This is a genomic window from Bradyrhizobium sp. USDA 3262 (genome assembly GCF_054060035.1).
Map to the genome: position 1 here is coordinate 8,395,299 of NZ_JBSSCT010000001.1, position 14,907 is coordinate 8,410,205.

The window sequence follows — 14,907 nt, forward strand, 5'->3', positions numbered from 1 at the left end:
GTATGAGTCCAAGTCAGGCAATCAAAGAACAGAGCACGCGTGGACAGCGCTGGCTGTTCAAAAAGGAACAGAATGCGCGGACCGCTGGCACTCGCCGCGCAACTGCGTAGGAATGTAGCTAGGGTCGTACAGGTCTGAGCATCGCAGGGCACCCGATCCAGCCGATTTGCGAAAGTCTTCGCCCAAGGTGACGTCATGCGGCAATGTGTCCATCCGAATTGTCCGAATGGTCTCCACGCAGGCTGAGTGAGCAATTTGGTACAGCCGTCCATCGATCGACATGCTTGACTTCCTCGGCTATCTCGATCCTCCAAGTTAAAGGCGACACCATGGACATCTCCCGGGAGACAAAGGCGACCGCGCGCTCCGTTCTGTGGGGTGCTGTGGCTGGGGCGATGGCCCTGGCGATCGTTGGCTTCAGCTGGGGCGGCTGGGTGACCGGTGGGTCCGCAGAGACCCTCGCTGCAAGCCGCGCTGCGACGGCCGTCGTCGCAGCTCTCACACCCATCTGCGTTGAAAAGTTTCGACAGACCGCTGATGCCTCGGCGAACCTGACCGAAATGAAGAAGGCGACCTATGTATCGGAACAAGGCAAGTTCGTCGAAAAGGGAGGTTGGGCCACGATGCCGGGAAGCACCGAGCCAAACTCGGCCGTTGCTCGGGCTTGTGCCGAATCGCTCGGCCGCGAAAAAGCGGTGGAGCAACGCGGATAGCCGGCGAACCTGCGCAGGGCGCAATCTGCGCAGTATTTCGGGATGTCCATACCTGGCCCCCCCTTGCGGGCCGAAATTCCCTGATGTGATTTCCGTTCCCGCTCTCACGCGCTGCGCCTTCCACGAAGCGGACATTCTGCTAATATCACGGGGCATTACACCTAGGGAATGAGAGCGTCCATTTGGCCAAGCCCGCGAAGGACAAGTTTGATCCCAAGACCTTCCTCGCCAAGGTTGGGGCAGGAAAATCGATCTCAAAGCTTGGCAAGGGTCAGAACGTGTTCGTGCAGGGAGATGTCGCGGACGCGGTTTTCTACATTCAAAAAGGAAAGATCAAGCTCACGGTCGTTTCCGACCAGGGCAAGGAAGCCGTCGTCGGGATGTTGGAGCCGGGACAATTCTTTGGTGAAGGTTGTCTCAACGGCCAGCCATTGCGTATCGCGACGACTACGGCAATGGAAGACAGCACCATCACTAGAATATCGAAACTGGCAATGATTTCAGCGCTCGAAGGCAGGCCCAAGTTCTCCCAATTGTTCATGGCGTACCTGCTCACGCGCAATAGTCGAATCGAAGAAGATCTGATCGACCAACTATTCAACTCCAGCGAAAAACGTCTGGCGCGGCTGTTGCTTCTGCTCGCGAATTTCGGCAAGGAAACCAGCCCGCAGCCTATTGGGGTCAAGATCAGTCAGGAAACACTTGCCGAAATGATCGGCGCGACCCGATCGCGGGTTAGTTTCTTCATGAATAAATTCCGCAGGCTTGGCTTCATCAGCTACAATGGAAAAATCGAGGTCCATAGCTCGCTCCTGAACGCCGTTCTGATTGAGAAGTCGGAGCTGGGCCGGAAGGACTGACCGGCGCGCGACCGGTCGATTGATCGACTGCAGATGCGTGGCATCGCCATTTGGAGGTCGGGCACGTCGGCCCCCTCGCCGGTCTTTAGCATTCGCCCTCTCGCTGGATCGCTGCGATGCTGATCGCGATCCAGTATGGTTGTCATTTGGTATGATCGCGGCAGCATCGCTGCCGAGCGCGATCGAGATCGAGATCAAGCCGAGGGAAGTCGCTTCAAGGTCGATCAAGCAAGGTGATGCGCTGAATGCATTCAGCATACAGATCACGCATCGAGACGATTCCGCCGAACGAGCACGGCGAGGACGGTCGGCCGACGTTTCAATTCGAAGGCACCTCAGACCGGTCTTACCTCGCGTGCCCGGCATCAGGGCGCGTGAGCAGGTGGGGACCAACAAGTGGCGCGTCGAAGAGTGAGCAAAATTGCACAGCGACCGCGAGCTGGATGTGATCGGATGACGCCGGGCGTCGCGGGCCGCCCCCGCGCCGTTCGGGCGGCCCGAGATCTCGACCAGTGCCGAACTCGGGCCGCTCTTGTTTGGCTTGGCGCAGGAGCGCGAGAAGCAGGACGGACCGCTGAAGCGTGATCGATCATGGAAGCGCGCGATCTGTAATGAAATTGGTGGCCGCAGATCCGCGGAACCTGAAAGGTCGATATGACGCTAAAGATCAAAGAGCATACCTGCCCTGGATGCAGCGGAACGGGCTTCGCTCCGACGATGCAGCCGGTGGAACCGGGCCGAAAGATCTACCCAGCGAAATGCCAGTCATGCAAAGGCAAGGGCAGGATCACGGACGCCGACTAAGGCAAGGCTCATTCCTATCCGCTCGCGGCGCGTATGTCGGAGTGCGCAGGCCGGCCGGCGCGGGCCGATCACGGAAATTGATTCCGCCAAGCCTCGTTCTTCCGCTCACATGCGCTGCCTGGCACCACCGCGCCCCTCAGCCGTTATCGGTGTACAAGATGGAAGCAAAGCGGATGTCGTCCGATAAGATATCGATGCCGGTTTGGAATGAAAAGCACTTGCGTGCTGCGACCGACGCCGCCGGCGTGGCCTTGTGGGCCTGGAACGTGGATACGGACGCCATTACGATGGACGAACGCGCCTACGACCTGTGGGACGTTGCGAAGAGCGAAAAACACATCACATTCGAGATCCTGTCCAGGAACATCCATCCTGCCGATCTGGAACGGGTCAGGTCTGCGTTTGCCGCTACTCGCGCAATAGTAGGCGCTTACGAGATTGACTTTCGCATCTTGTTCGACGGCGACATCCGTTGGATCTCCGCGCGCGGGCAAGGCGACGATGCGGACATCGCCGATCGAACCATGTTTGGCATCTTCCTCGATGTTACCCAACGCAAGCAAGCCGAAGAAGCGAACGAGTTGCTGGCCGGTGAGATGAGCCATCGCGTGAAGAACCTTCTGACTATCGCGACCGCGCTTACTCAATTTACATCGCGTTCGGCCGCAACCAAAGAAGACATGGCCCACGAGCTAACAAATCGGCTGATGGCCTTGGGACGTGCACAGGATCTCATTCGCCCCATACCGGGAAGGAAGAGCGAAGGAGCGCTTCTTGGTGACCTCGTCTCCATCTTGCTCGCGCCTTACGACGAAAGAGAGGCGAGCGTCCGCATTCGCGTTTCGGTGCCGAAGATGAATGTCGGCGAGATGTCGAGTACAACGCTCGCTCTTGTGCTGCACGAACTGGCAACGAACTCGGCGAAATACGGTTCGCTATCGCTGGCAAGCGGCACCTTGGACGTGTCGTGCAATGCCCATGGCGACGAAGTCGTCGTGACCTGGACCGAGCGGGGCGGCCCGCCTCTCAAGTTTCCCGCAATGCTCGATGGCTTTGGAAGCAAATTGGTGCAGCGGAGCATGGCGGCCCAACTCGGTGGCTCCATCGCATTCGACTGGTCGGAAGAGGGGCTGGTCGTGACGCTGATCATGAGCAAAGATCGCCTGGCAAGGTGAGGAACCTTGAGATCTTCGTATAGTAGCGGCCGGCGCAACGCGGAGCCTTGAAGACGGAGATCAGGTCCGCGTTCCAGAGTGGCCGGCCCTTCCGGGAGACTGCATGAGGGGGCCTCGCACAATGCCCATCGGCTCGACGTCTGCGGCCAGCGCCTGCGCCTAACCCGGCAATATGCCCGAAAGGCCTGAGCCCGTGACGCTGCGGACATGCCGCTTCCCTTTGACAACTTCAAGGACGGGCGACTTCATATCGGTGTATCCGAGCAACCTCGTCGGAATCCGCGCGCCCGCTGAAAAGCTCAATTCAAGGTCGACCAAGCAAGAGATGCGCATGAATATGTTCGAGATTACGATCGCACGCATCGAGGTGATTCTGCCGAATGAACGTGGCGAGGACATTCGCCTGACGTTTCAGTTCGAAAGCCGTCAGACCAGTTTTACCTTGCCAATTTTCCTGAAGTCTTGCGAATTCGACGATACCGAGATCGTCAGGGTAGCCCGAAGCCAATTACACGACGTTTTCGCGCAGCTTTGCAGCCAGTGCGAGGATTGGCAGCTGACAGAGGACGAGCGTCGCGAGCTCGCAAGGATAAGCGTGCGGCCTGGCGTCAAGGCGCAGGAGTAGCTCGGGAACAAAAGCAGCTATTGAACTGGATGTATGCTCCTGAGATCAGCTGGCCGCGCCCTAGCATTTCATCGCGTTCATGAGCTCGGAAATCTCGATCGTTGCGAAATTCGAGAATGTGTCGGACACGGCATATGGCAGGATGATCTGGTTATTGTGCCGCATCCCGCCGCACGTATAAACGACGTTAGGGACGTATCCTTCGCGCTCGGATGGTTCAGGCCGCAATAGCGGCTCGCGCGAACGTGCCAGCACCTTGGATGGGTCGCGCTTGTCGAGCAGCGCCGCACCGATCGAGTATTTGCGGACCGGGCCGACACCGTGCGTCAGCAGCAGCCAACCCTCATCGAGTTCGATCGGCGACCCGCAATTGCCGATCTGGACGAACTCCCAGGGAAACTGCGGTTTCAAAATGGCTTGACCGCCATCCCACGTGTGGAGGTCGTCTGAATAGATTAGATACAGGTTCTCATTGTCCTGCCTCGCGATCATGGCATACTGGCCGCCGATCTTGCGCGGGAACAGTGCCATGCCCTTGTTCCGAGCCGCAGCCCCTCGCAGGGGCGCCAGTCGAAACGACGTGAAATCACTGGTTTCGATCAGTTCGGAGCGGATGGCTCGACCGCTGTAAGCGGTATAGGTCGCGTAATACGTCTTTCGATCGCCGTCGCTGAATTCGACAAAGCGCGCGTCCTCTATGCCGTTCGATTGGGATTCTGTGACGGGAAAGATGACGCGCTCGGTCAGGTCTTCTTCGGGCTTGAAAACCAGCTCGACACGCTCGCCGTCCGGCCCCGATATGCGATGGCAAATCCTCGGAATCGACGCGAGCCGAGCCGTCGGATTAACAGCCAGACTGCCGTCAGCCGCGATGGTCCCGGTTCGAAACGTCAGTGACGATACATGCCCTTCGCCTATGGCACGGAGACTGAGGATGAAGCGCACGCCGCCCTTCGGCGCTCCCGATTGATCGGGGTGCGCCACGATGCTCGGATTGAACAAGGCAGAGGCTTCGAATGAATACTCATTGAGGAAATAGGCGCCGACCAGCTGGCGCTGCTTCATTGAGAAGACGCCATGCGTCGCGAAAGCGTCCTCCATTTCGTCCGCGCGGGCCTCGAATCTTTCCAACAGGTTGCGATGTCGCCCCTTGAAATTGTCCAGGACGTCCGCGAGCTGAGCGGCAACGGCTTCCTGATCGAGTGCGAGAACTCGCTCGACGATATGATTTGCGCGCATCTTGTCGGTGGGGTTGAGATCGCGCGGTTCAGTCGCCGGCTTGAATGGCCGCACGATAACTCGCGCGGGATCGGGACGCAGATGAAGCGCCTGCCGGTTCAGGAAGGTAGCTTGTGACACGGTATCCTCAGGTCGCTGGATGAAAGGGAATTCAAGCGCCCACGGCGCGTAAGGCCGAGGGCTTGTTCAGGCTGGTGTTGACGCGCGCGAGCTGACGAATCTCCGCAAGTCCAAGCAAATAGCAGACGACCGACTCGCCTCCACGGTTTTCGTTGGCGCGATCGGGATGCAATCCATCGCGGCAGCTCCCGGTGTGCGGATCGACCAGTGCTACGGACAGATCATTGCTGCCCAGAAACCAGCCGAAGGCGCGCATGGCCATGGTTTTCCACTCGGCATCGCCGTCCGCACGCCACGCCGTCAGGCAGGCAGCGATCGTTGCCGTGGCTTCCACGGGTTGCTGATCGAAGGCGCGGGGATGTTGCCGCTGTTCGCCGAAGCTGCCGGTGCCCACCGGCCGGAAATGACCTGCCACGCTCGTCTGCTGCGTCATCAGCCAGCGCAATGAGCGCAATCCGGCATCGCGGTATTGCGGCGTTTGAGTCGTCATCCCTGTCAGCATCAAGGCTTGCGGCAATCGCGCGTTGTCGTAAGCGAGCCCTTCCTCGAACCACACCCAGTCCGGCGTCTCTACCGACGCCAGACAGGACATCAACCTGTCAGCAAGCGCATGCCGGACTTCCCTCGCGTGGAGATCATCCGGAGCAATAGTGCAATAAGCGTCCAGACCTAGCAGCATGAACGCCCACGCGCGGGGCGAGCTGAAGCTCTCCGCCGCCGACAAAGCCTGGGCGAACAAATCGGTGGCCCACCTGCGCCGCGACGGGCTCGTGTCTCTGCGTGCCGCCTCGCCCAATGCCCATAGCGTCCGCCCGTGACTGTCTTCCGAGCCTCTGTCCTCGAGCCAGGTTCGGTTGAAGCCCATGAAGTTGCGAAATTGCCTGGTGTCGGGATTCCACGCATGCTGTACGAAAGCCGCAAAGCGGGTCGTCAGGATTTCCGGCAACGCCTGTTCGCCGGGATTGTTGAGGGCGCAGGCCAAGAGCAACGCCCGGGCATTGTCATCGACGCAATAGCCGTGCGAGCGATCCGGCACCGACTGAACCGCGTGCTGGAACAAGCCGATGTCGTCGCACATCGTCATGAAATGGCCAATCTGCATGTCGGGCGCCGCGGGGCCGCGTGGTTCCGGCGCGCCGGGATCGGGACGCGCAAAGACCTTGAGCCGATGACTGTGCCGCGCGGCCTCGAAGCCGGACATGTAGCGCTCGGCCGTGCGTTCCCACGTCATCATTCGGCTCATCGCGTATGCGCGTTGGCACATCGCTTGCCGGCGCGCGTCGTCAGTGAGCAGCTTGGCGATCTCACCGCCGATCGCCGCCGCATCGCCGAACGGCACGAGAACTCCGCATCCATCGGCAAGCAGCTCGCGTGCGTGCCAGTAAGGCGTCGAGACGACCGGCTTCCCGAGCCCAAAACTGTAAGCCAGGGTTCCAGAGGTCATCTGGGCCTCGTTGAGATAGGGCGTGACATAGACGTCGCACATCGAGATGAAATCGAGCAGCGTGGCCTGATCCACGAACCGGTCGAGGAACACCACGTGGTCTTCGACGCCCAGCTCGCGGACCCGCGCCATCAGACTTTCGCGATAGGCTTCGCCCTGATCTCGAACCAGATTAGGGTGCGTTGCGCCGAGCACGACATACACCGCATTCGCGCAGTGATTCAGAATCGAGGGCATTGCATCGATCATGACTTCGATGCCCTTGTTGGGGGACAGCAGCCCGAACGTCAGAATGACCGACTTGCCGTCAAATCCGAGCCTGGCCTTCGCCGTATCGGGCCCGGCAAAGGCGACATCGGGAATGCCGTGGGCGATCACCTCGATCTTGTCGTCCGGCACGAGGTAGACGCTGCGCAGTAGCTCGCGGGCCTTGTTGGCCATCACCACCACCTTCGACGACGCATCGACGATGCGCTCCATGACCGCGCGCTGCTTGGCTGACGGGTTGGCCAGTACGGTATGAAGCGTCGTCACGACCGGCATGGTCAGGCGCGCCAGCAGCGGGAGGATATGGGCGCCGGCTTCGCCGCCGAAAATGCCGAATTCGTGCTGCAGGCACACGGTATCGAACCGGCCGGCATTCAGGAAATCCGCTGCATGCAGGTAGTCTTCGACATTGTCGTCCTTGATCTGGAAAGCGACCGCCGGCGGATAGTCGTAGGCCTGGCCGCGATCGGTCATCGCCACGATGCAGGTTTCCAGATCAGGGCGTGACGCCGATATCGCTCTCTGCAGGTCCATCGTGAAGGTTGCGATTCCGCAACGGCGAGGCAGCGAGTTGCCGATAAGGGCGATGCGGCGGAGCCACGTCATGTCTGTGCCTCGATGATCTTGCCCGATTTCCTGGAGCCCGTGCCGGTGGAAGCATCGGGAGACTTGGTCGCTCGTCCGGTGCAGTCCTGCAGCAGCAAAACCATGGGATCCGGTCCCGGATAGGCGAGCAGGCCGGTCATTCCGTCCGGGCCAACCTCGATGCCGGCGCTGTCGGCCTCGATCAAGATCGCGTCACCGACGGTCGCATTCGTTCGCCCGATGCGCCCCTTCCCCTCGATCACGAGGATCCAGGTTTCCCGGTCGGCATCGAGCGCCCACTGCGAATTGGCGTGGAAGTCGACCCGCTCGAGCACGAATTGTGGGCGCGCGACGAGAACTCTTCGTGCGTCGGTGAGACGCCGCGGAGCGAATTGAGCCTGGGATGGCCCGGCGTCGGAAGCAGCCACCGCGTCGTCTTCGTGCAGTTCGCGGTGCCTGCCAAAGTCGAACAGGCGGAATGTCGTATCGCTGCGTTGCTGAATCTCGGCGAGCACGATACCGGCGCCGATGGCGTGGATTGTGCCGCCGGGGACGAAGATGAAGTCGCCCTTCGCAACAGAGCGCCATTGCACGAGACCGGCGATCGAGCCGTCCCTGATCGCTGCGCGCAACGCCTGCGGCGTGAGGCGCCGCGTCAGTCCCAGCGCTACCCGCGCGCCCGGCGCTGCCGACAGGATGTACCATGCCTCGGTCTTCCCGTTCGGCAAATCGATGGCGTGCGCGAATTCATCGTCGGGATGGACCTGGATCGACAGAGGTTGGCTGGTAAACAGGAGCTTGAGCAGCAGGGCGGAGCCTGGTGCATCTTTATCGATGCGATCAAACCACAATTCCCCGACGGGGTCGCCCGAAACGTCGATGCAGCTCCATGGTCGGATGTCTGCGACCCCCCATGGTCTGCGCGCAACCTGCACCGAGGCATGTTCGATGGTCATGGATTGTCCTTACCCTTGACGCGCATCTCGAAGCGACTGCTGTTGGTCGATGCGGTCGGTAAGATCTGGCGTGGCTAAAAAAAAGCGTCGCGCTTCGCGACAGGCGCTGTCACAGCGATCCGATCGTGTCCTTCATCAGATGGCTACTCCGGCATCCGATAACAACCTTTGCGCGTTCATAAAGACGGGCGTGCCTTCATCAATGTTCGTTGCCGTTCGCGTCATTCTTGTGCTTGTGCAGAAATCGGGCGATCTGCCCACGAAGTTCCGCCGTCTCCAGCAACTTGCCGACCGATCCAGCGGTGTCGAAGATCTCACGCTGCAACGTCGTCGGCAGCGCGTTCCATTGCATGATGACGGCCGCGCCAAGGCACCGCAGAACGCGCTCCTCTTCGCTTGCAAGGGCCGCGCCGCGAGGTTGGTCCGGGCTTATGACATGAACTGCGTCGTGGTAGTCGTCCGCCAGTCTCTGCTCGTTATCAGCAAGCGAGACGAGGCGGTCCTGCAGTTCCTGAAGTTTGCGGCCTTCATCCAGATCGGTCGAACCCTTGACCCGTTCGCCGTATTTGGCCGCTTCTGCACGATATTGTTTAGACTTGAACATGTCCGGCCTTTCTTAGGCGCCGCCATCCATTACGATCAAACTCGATAGTCGACCAGAACAGACACGGCGGCGTTGCCGCAAAATCCGAGCTGCTGTTGCAAAGCGGCAGCGACGCGTCGACAGCGCGCGCTCTTCGACTAAGGTCGCCGTCTCACAGTTCCGCGCAAACTTGGTCGCAGGGCTCAACAGCCGCGACAGACATTCTTTAGTTTGGCCGCGATTCGAGTGTCTTCCGCGATCAACGGATCGTTGTATGCAGGTCGCGATGCGTCGTCGCTGGTCGTCGCGGGCTTCTTCACCTTCGGCGGAAACGCAGCGTCGTAACAAGCGAGGCGTCCGCCCGTGCTTTCGATCGTGCGGCAGTTCAGCTCCGCGGCGACGGCGCCTTGGGCGAATGTACCGAGCGCAAATGCGACAGGAAGCGTCTTTATCCAGGTGCCTTTTCGGGCAACATTCACGCCGATCATCTCGTACTTTTTTCTTCTGCCGAGGCGAAAACCGTCTGCCCGCCGTTTGCTCTGGCGCGGCAGCACAGCCGTTCCCTCAGGCTTCGAGCTTATCGAACTCGTCAGGCAGCAAGATCTGGCCTCGCGGCGTACAGATCCGCACGTCCATATAGTCTTCCTGCAAGAGCTCCCGCGCTTTCTTCAAGGCGGCAGCCGCCGTGTCGCGACTCAGATTGACGCGGCCGGCTCCATTGTGGCCGCCAACCAGGTATTGCATTCGTGTTGCGCTATCCACGCCGGACAACCGCTGCAAATACCAGGAGCACATGAAACAGTAGGAAGATCACCGGCGACACGATCCAGTCGGCTGCCAAACGAGATCGAGACATCCACGCTCCTCTTCCTTTCTTTCGGCGGGAGCGTTCGTTACCCTCAGTCACCGGTGGAAGCCGCAGGATGGGCGGTGATGAGCAACTCTACGCTTACGTCCTGGGAATAGCGAGCGCTAAAATGTCGAGGAACAGCAGCGAGATCGAATTTGCAGGGCTCTCCGCCTCGGAGTGCCGGGCGATGCTTCTTGCACAAACCGACGAGGTCATCGAGTGATGAGAGCCGTTGGCTCGAATTCAAAGTCCGGAGCAGCCTCCACGAACGTCCCGAATGGCGATTTAGGTTCGCTCCACAACCAAGCAACTGTTCTGCGCCTCCGTGATCTGTCGAAATGGGGACCCCCCAGCATTGAGGCTGCCTCCGTTGGCGGTCGTCGCCCCCGCCGCACCCGCAGAGTTGAATTGAATCCTTCACTCCCCTGAAGCGGCGACGAAACAAAGTCAGACTTCTCAGCCGGCACGTGTTATGAACAGGGATGAAGAGATTGTTCCTGGCGCTGATCGTTGCAGGGTCGCCACCACAGCCCAGACGATCGACCCGACGACGGCTCCGGAAGAGGAGCCTTCCTTCCGCGAATTAGGCCGACCGCGCCGAACAGAAGGCGGATGATGCCAGTGGCGCTAAAGAACGCTGCTGGGACCGAGGCAGCGATGGGCGCGACATTGAGATACGCCCGTGAAGGTTTCAAAGCCCTAAGCGGGCGCCTTCCTGCCCTCAACCGAGCGCCTAATGAGGTCGGCTAACCGTTCCAAGCCGCATGTCGAGGCCGGAGACCATAAGATGAGTGACGATCGGGAACTTCATCGCGCTGCCAAAGCGAACCGAGAGCGCCTTGCGGTCGCGCATCGCGAGGTGGTCTTGCAAGAAGAGGCAAAAAATGCCGTTGATATTCGCGAAAACATGGCGCGCCTCAAGGAACTGAGATTGGCCAAGGAAGCACAAGAGACTCGAACGAAAATCTCCAAAGCGAACCAGCGCCCGGCGCCTAGGCCGGGACGATCCAGATAAAGCTGATTCAGTTAGCGGGTCTTCCTGTTCAGGTTCGCCTTTCGCGTGAGCAGCCAGCTGCTGGCAGTCGCTCATTCTGTGCGACCCGCGCTTCTGCTTTTCCGTACCCATGACGCGCACTAGCTCGCGCGCGCCACGGTGGCCCGTGAAAAGCCCGCCAGCGGCTGGTGCCAGGGCTCGAATTAGCTCGCGTTTGACTCCCCTGGGCGCGCGATCGCCAAGAAAGCCTCTTTCGCTTCTGCGCAGCTTTGAATTCAAGGACATATCTTTGAACAGCGTGCTTGGCATTGGAGCTCCAACGACGCATCAGGCTCCGGTCATTAGACCTATGGGGATATGGTCATGTGGACATTCATCGAAACCCTTTATCGCGACTATTGTTTTGCCCGCCTGCAAGAGATGCGGAAGCTCGAATCCTCGCACTGAGGCATGAGCAACGAGAGGAGCTACCCGATCGTGTCGACCCTGTTGTCGGCCTTGGCGATCGGCATCGCGATCTCGGTCATCATGGGGCAACCGCCCCAAGGCCATCCAAAAAAGCCCGTCTGTCGTCTTGTACTGAATCCCTGGGACGCTTCCCTCCGAACGAGAGAGAGAGAGAGAGAGAGAGAGCAATGCAGCACCAACCAACCAATTTCAGGATCTGGATCGAGTCCTTTACGACGCCCAGCATCGTCGCACCGCCGATCTTCTCGGCTGGCTGAAGCAATTTATCAGGGACCGCCGACAGTCAAGAACGACCAACTGGCGAACCGCAGCTATCGCGGGTGCGCCCGCACCCGGACCCTGAGGCCAGGCTCCAGCCGTTCGTAGGAAGTTTCGCCTTCGAGCTGTTTGCGCCAGCAGCTGAACTATCCGCGACTCCAATCCCTCCGGCGCCGCCCCCTCACTGAGACCCACGCCATTGTCGGACACCGAGAGATCGATACCGCTTGCGCTCGAAAACGCGACCGCGATGTGGCCCGGCCTGTCGCTAGGAAATGCGTATTCAGCGAGTTCGTCACCAGTTCGTTCGTGATCATGCCGATTGCGAGTGCATGGTTGCTGGCGAGGTCGATGTCCTCGCAGACCCCCTGACACGCGATCGGTCCGGAAAGGGCCTAAGGACTGAAAGACCTTCTCGACCAAGTCGTTCAGGAAATAGCGCATGTTAGTCCCGCTTCGGCGATAGATGGTCCTAGACCTCCGCCATCACCTGCAGCCGGCGCGCGGTAGCCTCGAGCGCAGCCGCGACCTCCGGACCTCCATGGCCGCGCCTCCAGCCTGATCATGCCGCCGAGGATCGTCAGATTGTTCTTGGTCCGGTGAGCCATCTCTTGCAGCAGCAAGGCCTTCGTCTTGTCTGCCATGACGACCCGGCGCAGTTCGGCACGCTGGAATTCGGCGACGGCGGCCGTCCCGGCGGCGGTGATCGCAAAGAGCGCATTCGTCGCGAAATAGTCGATACCCAGGCTGCCCGCATAGCTGACATAGGCGCCGACGGCGACGGCGATGATCGCCGCGAATATTCCGGACCTCCGGTCGAAGATCAGGCCCGAGAGAAACACGCCCGGCAGCAGCAGGTACCCCGGCGAGCCGGTCTGCATCTGCAGCGCCATCTGCAGTATGGCGCAGCCCAGCATGATGCTCGCGGAGATGCCGTACCGGACGGGAGTCGGAAGCCGGTGCTTGAGTACGAGCGGGGAGAGCCTGTTCATGGATTGAAAACTACGTGCCGCGGACAGCTGTTCCTGGCGGGATCCAATTCCACAAGGCCGTGCTCGTCCGCAAGAGCCATTGACGCGGGGAACGACCGAGCGCTGCGCCGTTCGATGCGAGACCCATACGTTTCGTCACCGGCAGTGAGCATACTCCTTGTAGAGGACGACCCTCTGATCCGCGAGTTCGTCGTCGAGGCGCTTCGCGAGGCGGGCTATCACGTGATCCACGCGAGCACCGGCGACAAGGCGCTGGCATGGTGCAACCGCCGCGTCGCGGATGTCCTGGTGACTGACGTCAGGTTGCCCGGGCAAGTCGATGGATGGCAGATCGCGGAACGCTATCGGAAGCAGTCTCCCAATTTGCCGGTCATCTACGCGACTGGCTTCTCACCCGTCCTGCCACGTCCCGTCCCCGGCAGCCGCATTGTTAAGAAACCCTTTCGGCCGGAAGAGATAGTTCGAATAGTAGAGGAGCTCGGCCAGACGAAGGGGACGCCTTCAGCTTAGCTGTCTTACCGGCTGCCGTGCTTTCACCGATTCAGCAGGGGCGATGCGCGCAGATCAAACTTTCCTGCGCAGGAACGAAGGCGTCAGTGCTAAGTTTTCCCAATGCCCCTGCCCAGGGGCGAACCCCGTACTGCCCCCCCAGCTCACACCCCCTAGCCCCCAGAGCTGGGGCCTTTATCCTCGGTAGATCCTCCGGGGTAGGCAGGCCTGGGCCGGAACGGTTCTGGCGGCGTTGGCGCTGGCCAAGTTCAAGAAATACGACAGCCAGGCCGACGCAAAGCGCAACGTCGTCGCCGCGATCGAGAGCGTCTCAAAGCGGCTCGGCAACACGCCGGCCATCTGCCGCAAGTGCTACGTGCACCCGGAAGTCCTGAACGCCTACATGTCCGGGAACCTCGTGAAGATGATTGAAGCCAAGATAGCGCAGAAGTTCAAGCGCCAGTACGCCAAGCTTACCTCCGACGAGATCGTGGTGCTGGCATTTCTCCGCAGGCGTCTCGGTTCTCTGAAGGAAGCCGCCTAGCCTGACGCACCATTTTCTGGACGCCTGTGCCCTCCTCAGTCGTTCCGGGCGCGTCTCAAACGACGGGTGCTCTCGTCGGCAGAAACGGACCCTTCTTTCAAATCCGGGGTGCTGGACGTGGTCCGGTCGCGGCTCGCGATACCGTGCGGGTTCGGTTCGACGCTACGAACGCGAACTAGTGGAGTCGAAGTCGAAGCTTCAGGAGGGTCTGGCCACTCAGCTGGAACCGCACAGCTGCGCGAACAATTCATTGCCGTCCTCGGCCACGATCTTCGAAATCCGCTTGCGGCCATCAGCGCCGGCGCGCGGATCCTGCAGCGGTCGGGCGAGCTGCAGGAACCAAAAGAGCTTCGTATTCTCGACATGATCAACTCGACCGTCACCCGCATGTCCGATCTGATTGACGACATTCTGGATTTCGCGCGCGGACGACTGGGAGGGGGCATCACCTTGCACCGAGACGCCAAGCCGATCGAGCCTGTGCTCGAGCAGGTCGTCGACGAATTACGAACGGCGTCTCCTCAACGCCTGATCCAGACCGACTTCGAGATAAACGAGCCCGTCGACTGCGATCGCGCGCGTATCGGACAGTTGGCCTCCAATTTGATTGGTAATGCCCTTACTCATGGAGCGCCGGACCAGCCGGTGCGGATGGGGGCCAGAACGGAGGGCGGGACATTCAGGCTCTGGGTGGCTAATTGCGGCGAACCCATTCCAGGAAGCCGCCATGCAGAGACTGTTTGAGCCGTTCTTCCGCGGAGAGGTGCGCAACAGCCGAAACGGACTCGGTCTGGGACTGCATATCGCTTCGCAGATTGCGCAAGCGCACGACGGAAGGATCGACGTGACCTCGACGCCGGAAGAATCCCAGTTCGTGTTCTCGATGCCGCTCGTCCGGAACGATCGGGCCAAATGATCGCGCGTTCCCGACGCCCTTTCCT

Annotated in this window: 16 protein-coding genes; 8 read left to right on the forward strand and 8 right to left on the reverse strand. The window is 60.3% G+C overall.

Translation table 11 applies throughout. The features are described from left to right. The first annotated feature begins 329 nt into the window (after positions 1-329). The 4 genes from ACVWYP_RS39660 to ACVWYP_RS39675 all read left to right on the forward strand — a co-directional run bounded on the left by ACVWYP_RS39660 (position 330) and on the right by ACVWYP_RS39675 (position 4,177). Positions 330-713: a hypothetical protein gene (locus ACVWYP_RS39660; protein WP_014493209.1), complete on the forward strand. Its 384-nt coding sequence runs from the start codon at positions 330-332 to the stop codon at positions 711-713. 182 nt (positions 714-895) lie between these two features. Continuing rightward, positions 896-1,573: a Crp/Fnr family transcriptional regulator gene (locus ACVWYP_RS39665; protein WP_028343610.1), complete on the forward strand. Its 678-nt coding sequence runs from the start codon at positions 896-898 to the stop codon at positions 1,571-1,573. A 998-nt stretch (positions 1,574-2,571) separates the two neighbouring features. Further along, the gene (locus tag ACVWYP_RS39670; protein ID WP_080686917.1) at positions 2,572-3,552 is read left to right on the forward strand and encodes a sensor histidine kinase; all 981 of its coding nucleotides are present in this window, start codon (positions 2,572-2,574) and stop codon (positions 3,550-3,552) included. Positions 3,553-3,883: 331 nt separating this feature from the next. Next, entirely contained in the window at positions 3,884-4,177 is a 294-nt protein-coding gene (locus ACVWYP_RS39675) for a hypothetical protein (protein WP_225895068.1), read from the forward strand. Positions 4,178-4,237: 60 nt separating this feature from the next. Here the strand turns inward: ACVWYP_RS39675 and ACVWYP_RS39680 are convergent, their stop codons facing one another. The 8 genes from ACVWYP_RS39680 to ACVWYP_RS39715 all read right to left on the reverse strand — a co-directional run bounded on the left by ACVWYP_RS39680 (position 4,238) and on the right by ACVWYP_RS39715 (position 12,933). Then, entirely contained in the window at positions 4,238-5,536 is a 1,299-nt protein-coding gene (locus ACVWYP_RS39680; RefSeq protein ID WP_028343607.1) for a glycoside hydrolase family 130 protein, read from the reverse strand. Positions 5,537-5,567: 31 nt separating this feature from the next. Next, complete coding sequence (locus ACVWYP_RS39685) at positions 5,568-7,853, reverse strand: glycosyltransferase family 4 protein (RefSeq protein ID WP_028343606.1); 2,286 nt, start codon at positions 7,851-7,853, stop codon at positions 5,568-5,570. Next, positions 7,850-8,788 carry a class I mannose-6-phosphate isomerase gene (locus ACVWYP_RS39690; protein WP_028343605.1) on the reverse strand — a complete coding sequence of 313 codons (939 nt, stop codon included), beginning with the start codon at positions 8,786-8,788 and terminating at the stop codon, positions 7,850-7,852. The genes ACVWYP_RS39685 and ACVWYP_RS39690 overlap by 4 nt, the downstream gene beginning before the upstream one ends. Positions 8,789-8,987: 199 nt before the next feature. After that, on the reverse strand, positions 8,988-9,392 hold the full coding sequence (locus tag ACVWYP_RS39695; protein WP_035632824.1) for a hypothetical protein: 405 nt from the start codon (positions 9,390-9,392) through the stop codon (positions 8,988-8,990). Positions 9,393-9,574: 182 nt separating this feature from the next. Next, a complete protein-coding gene (locus tag ACVWYP_RS39700) occupies positions 9,575-9,925 on the reverse strand; it encodes a type VI secretion protein (protein WP_245288865.1) in 351 nt (116 codons plus the stop codon). A 10-nt stretch (positions 9,926-9,935) separates the two neighbouring features. After that, complete coding sequence (locus ACVWYP_RS39705; RefSeq protein ID WP_028343602.1) at positions 9,936-10,115, reverse strand: hypothetical protein; 180 nt, start codon at positions 10,113-10,115, stop codon at positions 9,936-9,938. An 839-nt stretch (positions 10,116-10,954) separates the two neighbouring features. Then, positions 10,955-11,524, reverse strand: coding sequence for a hypothetical protein (locus tag ACVWYP_RS39710; RefSeq protein ID WP_304497102.1), 570 nt, complete (start codon positions 11,522-11,524; stop codon positions 10,955-10,957). Between the two features lie 845 nt (positions 11,525-12,369). Next, the gene (locus ACVWYP_RS39715; RefSeq protein WP_456684287.1) at positions 12,370-12,933 is read right to left on the reverse strand and encodes a histidine kinase dimerization/phosphoacceptor domain -containing protein; all 564 of its coding nucleotides are present in this window, start codon (positions 12,931-12,933) and stop codon (positions 12,370-12,372) included. A gap of 144 nt (positions 12,934-13,077) precedes the next feature. On the opposite strand from ACVWYP_RS39715, the gene ACVWYP_RS39720 reads away from it, so the two are divergent. From ACVWYP_RS39720 to ACVWYP_RS39735, 4 genes are all read left to right on the forward strand, one after another. Beyond that, positions 13,078-13,443, forward strand: a complete 366-nt coding sequence (locus ACVWYP_RS39720) for a response regulator (protein WP_028343600.1) — start codon at positions 13,078-13,080, stop codon at positions 13,441-13,443. Positions 13,444-13,675: 232 nt separating this feature from the next. Further along, positions 13,676-13,966: a hypothetical protein gene (locus tag ACVWYP_RS39725; RefSeq protein WP_016845119.1), complete on the forward strand. Its 291-nt coding sequence runs from the start codon at positions 13,676-13,678 to the stop codon at positions 13,964-13,966. Between the two features lie 108 nt (positions 13,967-14,074). Continuing rightward, positions 14,075-14,710, forward strand: a complete 636-nt coding sequence (locus ACVWYP_RS39730; RefSeq protein ID WP_245288862.1) for a sensor histidine kinase — start codon at positions 14,075-14,077, stop codon at positions 14,708-14,710. Then, positions 14,694-14,882 (forward strand): ATP-binding protein, encoded by a 189-nt coding sequence (locus tag ACVWYP_RS39735; RefSeq protein WP_028343597.1) that lies wholly within the window; start codon positions 14,694-14,696, stop codon positions 14,880-14,882. Before ACVWYP_RS39730 ends, ACVWYP_RS39735 begins: the two co-directional genes overlap by 17 nt. The last annotated feature ends 25 nt before the right edge of the window (positions 14,883-14,907 follow it).